We start from the raw sequence: 7,696 nt of genomic DNA on the forward strand, positions 1-7,696 counted from the left end.
CATCCGCCGGGACGCCCGCTCCGAACGACCTCCATGAGGAACCGTCTGCCCACCGTCCTGCTCGGCCCGCTCGCCGGAGGGCTCGGCCTCGCCACCGGCCACCTGCTGGCCGCACTCACCACGCCCTCGGCCTCGCCGGTGCTGGCCGTCGGCTCGGTGGTCATCGACCACACGCCGACCCCGGTCAAGGAGTGGGCGATCGCCCACTTCGGCACCAACGACAAGACGATCCTCACCAGCTCGGTGCTGGTGGTCGTCCTGCTGGTCACCTGCGTGGTCGGGCCGCTGGCCCGGCGGCGAACGGCGTGGGGGGTGGGCGCCTTCGTCGCGCTGACCGCCGTCGCGGCCGCCTGCGCGCTGAGCCGGCCGCTCGCCGGACCGGCGAACGCGCTGCCGAGCGTGGTGGCCGCGGTCGTCGCCTCGGTGGCACTGGTCGGCATGCTGCGGCTGATGGAGCGCTCCACCACCGCCGGTGAGGGAGGCTCCCGGTTCGCCTCCCGACGCACCGTGCTGATCGGCTTCGCCGCCGTCGGAGTGGCGGCCGCCGGCATCGGCGAGGCCGGGCGGAAGGTGATCTCCTTCCGGGCCCGCCCCGAGAACATCACCCTGCCGGTGGCGACCGACATCGGCCCGGTCCTCCCGGCCGGGCTGGACCGGATGGTGCCCGGGATCACCCCGTTCGTGACGCCGAACGCCGACTTCTACCGCGTCGACACCCGCCTGGACACCCCGGTCGTCGACAGCTCCTCGTGGAGCCTGACCATCGACGGGATGGTCGATCACCCGTTCACCATCGGGTTCGACGACCTGCTGGCCATGCCGCTGATCGAGCGCGACATCACGCTGACCTGCGTGAGCAACAGCGTCGGCGGTCCGTACGTCGGCAGCGCCCGCTGGCTCGGCGTACGACTCTCCGACCTGCTGGAGCGGGCGGGCGTGCAGTCCGGCGCCGACCAGATCCTCAGCACCGACGTCGGCGGGATGACCATCAGCACCCCGCTCGCCCTGGCCACCGACGGCCGGGACGCGATGGTGGCGATCGGCATGAACGGAGAGCCGCTGCCACGGGAGCACGGGTTCCCCGCGCGCATGGTGATCCCCGGGCTCTACGGGTTCATCAGCGCGACCAAGTGGGTCACGCGGCTCACCGTCACGACGTACGCCGGACACGACGCCTACTGGACCCAGCGGAAGTGGGCCACCGACGCACCGATCAAGATCTCCAGTCGGATCGACACCCCCCGGCCACTGCAGCGGGTGAAGGCCGGCGACGTCGTCGTCGGCGGCGTCGCCTGGGCGCAGGAGGAGGGCGGCGTGGCGAAGGTCGAGGTGAGCATCGACGGGGGCGCCTGGGTGCCCGCGCAGCTCGGGCCGTCGGGTGGCAACGACTACTGGCGCCAGTGGTTCTACAAGTGGAACGCCACGCCGGGCACCCACCTGCTCAGCTGCCGGGTCACCGACGGCGCCGGCACCGTGCAGTCATCGGTGCGCGCCCTGCCGTTCCCCGACGGAGCCAGCGGCCTGCAGTCGATCTCCATCGACGTCTCCTGAAAAAACTTCCACATCCGGCCCATCCGGACCCATCCGGTCGGGCCACCGCTCCGAACACCCTTCACCAGGACCCACCAAGGGTTTCTCGATCGGAAGGCATCACCATGACCACCACGCTCCGCCGTACCGGCGCCGTCGCCGCCCTCGCCCTCGCTCTCGCCGGCGGCCTGTCCGCCTGTGGCAGCAACGACAGCACCCCGGCGGCCGCCGACGCGGGCACCACCGCGATGTCCGGCGCCGGTGCGCAGACCTTCGGTCCCGCCTGCTCGGCCGTCCCGACGTCGGGCGCCGGCTCCTTCGACGGCATGGTCAACGACCCGGTCGCCACCGCGGCCAGCAACAACCCGCTGCTCAAGACCCTGGTCGCGGCCGTCACCAAGGCCGGCCTGGTCGACACCCTGAACGGCGCGTCGGGCCTCACGGTCTTCGCGCCCACCGACGACGCGTTCGCCAAGCTGCCGAAGAAGGAGCTGAACGCGGTCCTCGCGAACAAGAAGCTGCTCACCGAGATCCTCACCCACCACGTGATCGCGGGCCAGCTCGACCCGAGCCAGGTCGTCGGCAGCCAGACCACGCTGAACAAGGACAAGGTCACCGTGGCCGGCAGCACCGACGGCATGACCGTCGACGGTGCGCACGTCCTGTGCGGCAACATCCCCACGGCCAACGCCACGGTCTACGTGATCGACCAGGTCCTGCTCCCCAAGATGTGACCTGAGGACAGAATCAGCATCATGGACCAGTCACTGCCCGAGCCGGGTGCCACCGCCTTCGCGGTGTCGCCCGGCTCGGGGCACCCCGATCTCCCCGACCTGCTGCGCCGGTCGGCGCGCGGCGACGAGACCGCGTTCGCCGCGTTGTACGACGCCACGGCAGCGCGGGTCTACGGCCTGGTACGCCGGGTCGTCCGCGACCCGCACCAGGCCGAGGAGGTCGCCCAGGAGGTCTACCTCGAGGTGTGGCGCACCTCGGCCCGGTACGACGAGGCGCGGGGCAGTGCCCAGGGCTGGATCCTCACCATCGCCCACCGACGGGCGGTCGACCGGGTCCGCGCGGCCGAGTCCGCCTCGCGGCGCGACGAGACCTACGAGCGTCGCAACCAGGACGTCGAGCACGACTCCACCGCCGAGGCGGCCCACGCCTCGCTCGAGGCGCGGCGGGTCCGCTCGGCGCTGGAGTCGCTCACACCGGTCCAGCGGGAGGCGGTGGAGCTGGCCTACCTCGGCGGCTACACGCACACCGAGGTCGCCGCGCTGCTGGACCTGCCGCTCGGGACGGCGAAGACCCGGATCAGGGATGGCCTGATCAGGTTGAGAGACAATCTGGGAATGGGGGTGAACCGATGAGCAGCGACATCCACGCTCTCTCGGGCGCCTACGCCGTCGACGCGCTCGACAGCGCCGAGCGCGCCGAGTTCGAGCAGCACCTCGCCGTGTGCGACGCCTGCCGTGAGGAGGTCGCCGGACTGCAGGCGGCCGCGGGCGAGATCGCGGCGACCACCGAGGTCGCCCCGCCGCCGAGCCTGCGGGCCAGCGTGCTGGCCGGCATCGCCGACGTACGCCCCCTTCCGCCGCTGCAGCCCGAGGTCGTCGAGGCCCAGCCGGAGACCAAGCCTGAGGCTGTGCCCGACAACGTCCGCCCGCTGCGGCGCCGGGTCTGGCAGCAGATCGGTCTGGCCGCCGCTGCCGCGGCGATCGTCGCCGGCGGGACCACCGCCGCGCTGCATCCCTGGGACAGCACGTCCGTCGCGCCGCCCACGGCCGCCGAGCAGGTCATCCACGCCGCCGACGTGCAGCACTACTCCGGCCCAGTCGCCGGCGGAGGCACGGTCACGGTCTACCGCTCCGCTGCGCTCAACCGTGCGGTGGTGGTCGCCACGGGCATCAGCCAGGCCCCGGCCGGCCATGTCTACGAGCTGTGGCTGCTCGCGCCCTCGGGGACGATGAAGCGGGCCGGCCTGTTCGCGGACGGCTCGGACCTGACCCAGGTCGTCAACGGCAACGCCGGCCCGGCCAGGGCGCTCGGCATCACGGTCGAGAAGGCGGGCGGCTCGAACGCCCCGACGACCAAGCCCATCGCGCTCGTCACCCTGACGACGTGACCTGACGCACGGCGTCCGGCGAACACCTCACAAGAGGGCCACAGGTTCGCCGGACGCCGCGCACAGTGGGGCTGCGCATCGTCGGGGGCATGACCGCTCTCCTCGATCCCCCCGTGGCGCCACCGGCGCCCGCGCCCGCCCACCGGCGGCGTCCCTCCGAGCGCGCCGGCCTCGCCTCGCTGCTCCTCGCCACCGCCGTGACCTACCTGTGGTCGCTGTCGGCGTCGGGCTACGCGAACTCCTTCTACTCCGCCGCCGTCCAGGCGGGCTCGGTGAGCTGGAAGGCCTTCCTCTTCGGCTCGCTCGACTCCGGCAACGCGATCACCGTCGACAAGCCGCCCGCGTCGCTGTGGGTCATGGACCTCTCGGTCCGCGTCTTCGGGCTGAGCTCCTGGTCGATCCTGGTGCCGGAGGCCCTGATGGGCGTCGCGACGGTCTGGCTCACCTATCTGACCGTACGCCGGGTCGCCGGTCTCCCTGCCGCGTTCATCGCCGGTGCGGCGACCGCCCTGACACCGTCGGCCGCGCTGATGTTCCGGTTCAACAACCCCGACGCGCTGCTGCTCCTGCTGCTCGTGGCCGCCGGCTACGCGACGCTGCGGGCGGCCGAGGCGGCCCGCGGCCGGTGGCTCGTGCTCGCGGGCGTGCTGGTCGGACTCGCGTTCCTCACCAAGATGCTGCAGGCGTTCCTGGTGCTGCCGGCGTTCGTGCTGGTCTACCTCGTCGCCGCGCCCGCTCCGCTCGGCGTGCGGATCAGGCACCTGCTCGCGGCCTTCGCCGCGATGATCGCCAGCGCGGGCTGGTGGGTCGCGATCGTCGAGCTCTGGCCCGCCGCCGACCGGCCGTACATCGACGGCTCGACCGACAACAACATCCTCGAGCTGGTGCTCGGCTACAACGGCCTCGGCAGGCTCACCGGGTCGGAGGCGGGTGGCCTCGGCAACGCGGGCTTCAGCTCCGACGTGGGTCTGCTGCGGCTGTTCGGCGGGGTGTCCGGCGGCATGATCTCCTGGCTCCTGCCGGCGGCGCTCGTCGTCCTGGTCGGCGGCCTGGTGGCGTTGCGGCGTGCGCCGCGCACCGACCGGGTCCGAGCCGCTCTGCTCGCGACCGGCGGCTCGATGCTGGTCACCGGCCTGACCTTCTCGTTCATGGCCGGGATCTACCACGACTACTACACCGTGGCGCTGGCCCCGTGGATCGCCATGACGGCGGTGCTCGGGTCGTGGGTGCTGTGGCAGCGGCGCTCGGTGCCGTGGGCGCGCGCGGTGCTGGCGGTCGCGGTGGCCGGGAGCGCCGCGTGGGCCTTCGTGCTGCTCGGCCAGGCCGGCGAGAACCCGTACGACGCCCTGCGCTGGCCGGTCATCCTGCTCGGCTTCGGCGCCGCGGCGCTCTTCCTCGTCGCGCACCGGCTCGACCGGCGACTGGCCGCCGGGCTGATCCTCGCGACCGTGCTGGTCGGCTCGGCCGGGCCGGCGGCGTACACGCTGGACACGGTGGGCACCGCGCACACCGGGTCGATCGTGACCGCCGGGCCGGTGTCGGGGATGGGCGGGATGGGCGGGATAGCCGGGGGCGGCGCGCGTCCGACCGGGATGGGCACGCCGCCGTCGACCGGCACCCCACCGACCGGGATGGGCGGTGCGGCAGGTGGTGGCGGGATGTTCGGCGGCTCCAGCGTCAGCAGCGAGCTCACGACGGCCCTGCAGGCCGACGCCTCGGCGTACACCTGGGCGGCAGCGACCGTCCGCTCCAGCACGGCGGCCGACTACCAGCTCGCCAGCGGCGAGGCCGTCATGGCGATCGGCGGCTTCAACGGGACCGCGGCCAGCCCGACCCTCGCGCAGTTCCAGCAGTACGTCGCCGAGGGGCGGATCCACTACTTCATCGCGGCCGGGAACGCCGGTGGGATGGGGGGTTCCGGCTCGCAGACCTCGACCGCCAGCCAGATCACCAGCTGGGTGGAGTCGACCTTCACCGCCACCACGATCGGCGGCACCACGGTCTACGACCTGACCTCCTCCCCCAGCACGGCGGGACAGAACGCATGAGCTCGCTGCGATGGGAGTCCGACGAGCTCGTCCGGGACGCGGCCGTGCCCCCGATCGAGCTGGTGATCCCCGTGCACAACGAGGAGCAGGCCCTGGAGGCGTCGGTACGCCGCCTGGGGGGCTACCTCGCGGAGGCCGGCCTGGACGCGACGGTCACGATCGCCGACAACGCGAGCACCGACGGGACCTGGGCGATCGCGAGCCGGCTGGAGCGGGAGGTGCCCGGCGTACGAGCTCTGCACCTGGACCGCAAGGGTCGCGGCCTGGCGCTGCGGGAGGCGTGGAGCCGGTCGCGGTCGGAGGTCGTCGGCTACATGGACGTCGACCTCTCCACCGACCTGCGGGCGCTCCCGCCGCTGCTGGCGCCGCTGCTGTCCGGGCACTCCGACCTCGCCATCGGGTCGCGGCTGGCGCGGGGGAGCCGGGTCGTGCGCGGGCCGAAGCGCGAGCTCATCTCCCGCGGCTACAACCTGCTGCTGCGCGGCGTGCTGTCGGCCGGCTTCTCCGACGCGCAGTGCGGGTTCAAGGCGATCCGGCGCGACGTCGCCGAGTGGCTGCTGCCGCAGGTGGCGGACGACTCCTGGTTCTTCGACACCGAGCTGTTGGTGCTCGCCGAGGACGCCGGCCTGCGGATCCACGAGGTGCCGGTTGACTGGGTCGACGACCCGGACTCGCGCGTCGACATCGCCACGACGATCCGCGACGACCTGCGCGGCGTCGCCCGGCTGGCCCGCGGCCGGTTCGCGCGGTTCGCGGCCGTCGGGGTGCTCAGCACGGCGGCGTACCTGCTGCTCTACCTGGTGGGGCGGATCTCCGTCGACGCCCAGGTCGCGAACCTGGTCGCGCTGCTGGTCACCGCCATCGGCAACACCGCGGTCAACCGTCGGCTCACCTTCGGGATCCGGTCGCGCGCCGGCCTGGTGCGTCACCACGTCGCGGGACTGGTCGCGTTCGGGGTCGGGCTGCTGCTGACCTCGGGCTCGCTCGCCGTGCTGCACCTCGGCGACCCCACCCCCTCGCGCTTCGCCGAGCTGGGGGTGCTGGTCGCCGCCAACGCCCTCGCCACGATGCTGCGGTTCCTGACCCTGCTGCGGGTGATGACGTAGCCGCGTAGCGTGGCGGGCATGGGTGAGGTCCGGGCGAAGCGCGTGTACGACGCCCCCGCGGCCGCCGACGGTCACCGGATCCTCGTCGACCGGCTGTGGCCGCGCGGGGTGAGCGAGGCCTCGGCCCAGCTCGACGAGTGGTTGAAGGACGTCGCCCCGTCGGCCGAGCTGCGGACCTGGTTCGGGCACCGGCCGGAGCGCTTCGAGGAGTTCGCGGAGCGGTACCGGGCCGAGCTCGACGGCTCGCCCGACCTGGAGTTGCTGCGGGCGCGGTGCGGAGAGCATCCGGTGGTCACGCTGGTGTACGCGGCCAAGGATCCGGTGCACAACCACGTGCGGGTGTTGCTCGACCTCGTCGAGTAGGAGAGGGCACGTCGTTGGTTGAGTAGTCGCGAGCGCCAGCGAGCGACGTATCGAAACCAACTCGGCCGACACGACTCGCTCCGCCTCGGTTCGACCGGGCTGCAAGGCAACCGCGATGACTGGACCCTGGCTTCCTTCGGGGCTGGTGTGGGCGGCCGCACCTTAGCCGTGCGCCTCCCGCCGTCAAGGACGCTCACTTCGTTCGCGCCGCTGCGCGGCGGCCTTCGGCCGTCCTTGACCGCGGGGCCCTGGCGCACGGCTGGACGGCGCGACAACGGCACGGGCTTCGCCCGCGCCGCCGCTGCGCGGCCGCCCGCACGACTGTGGACAGCCCCGCGGAAGGCGATCGGCTATCCACACAATCCACAGGCTTATCCACTTGTATCGCTACTATGTTCGACTAAAATAGGGACATGATCTCGGGCGATCACTCCAGCTGCGGCGGCATCCTCGCCGCCATCAGCAGTGCGGTGACCACCCGACGCCAAGCCGACCTCGACGAGCTCACCGCGGTCCTGGCCTGGGCC

At 72.5% G+C, this 7,696-nt stretch carries 7 protein-coding genes; all 7 read left to right on the forward strand.

What is annotated here, in order from left to right:
• The first annotated feature begins 33 nt into the window (after positions 1 to 33).
• The 7 genes from ACYU8V_RS01090 to ACYU8V_RS01120 all read left to right on the forward strand — a co-directional run bounded on the left by ACYU8V_RS01090 (position 34) and on the right by ACYU8V_RS01120 (position 7,169).
• A complete protein-coding gene (locus ACYU8V_RS01090; protein WP_460844581.1) occupies positions 34 to 1,551 on the forward strand; it encodes a molybdopterin-dependent oxidoreductase in 1,518 nt (505 codons plus the stop codon).
• 104 nt (positions 1,552 to 1,655) lie between these two features.
• Entirely contained in the window at positions 1,656 to 2,264 is a 609-nt protein-coding gene (locus ACYU8V_RS01095) for a fasciclin domain-containing protein (protein ID WP_460844582.1), read from the forward strand.
• Between the two features lie 21 nt (positions 2,265 to 2,285).
• Positions 2,286 to 2,897 carry an ECF RNA polymerase sigma factor SigK gene (sigK, locus tag ACYU8V_RS01100; protein WP_460844583.1) on the forward strand — a complete coding sequence of 204 codons (612 nt, stop codon included), beginning with the start codon at positions 2,286 to 2,288 and terminating at the stop codon, positions 2,895 to 2,897.
• Positions 2,894 to 3,652 (forward strand): anti-sigma factor, encoded by a 759-nt coding sequence (locus tag ACYU8V_RS01105; protein ID WP_460844584.1) that lies wholly within the window; start codon positions 2,894 to 2,896, stop codon positions 3,650 to 3,652. The genes sigK and ACYU8V_RS01105 overlap by 4 nt, the downstream gene beginning before the upstream one ends.
• Before the next feature lie 89 nt (positions 3,653 to 3,741).
• The gene (locus ACYU8V_RS01110; RefSeq protein WP_460844585.1) at positions 3,742 to 5,700 is read left to right on the forward strand and encodes a glycosyltransferase family 39 protein; all 1,959 of its coding nucleotides are present in this window, start codon (positions 3,742 to 3,744) and stop codon (positions 5,698 to 5,700) included.
• On the forward strand, positions 5,697 to 6,806 hold the full coding sequence (locus ACYU8V_RS01115) for a glycosyltransferase (RefSeq protein ID WP_460844586.1): 1,110 nt from the start codon (positions 5,697 to 5,699) through the stop codon (positions 6,804 to 6,806). Before ACYU8V_RS01110 ends, ACYU8V_RS01115 begins: the two co-directional genes overlap by 4 nt.
• A gap of 18 nt (positions 6,807 to 6,824) precedes the next feature.
• Positions 6,825 to 7,169, forward strand: a complete 345-nt coding sequence (locus ACYU8V_RS01120) for a DUF488 domain-containing protein (protein WP_460844587.1) — start codon at positions 6,825 to 6,827, stop codon at positions 7,167 to 7,169.
• Positions 7,170 to 7,696: the final 527 nt, after the last annotated feature.

The sequence above is a fragment of the Nocardioides ultimimeridianus genome (genome assembly GCF_054777895.1).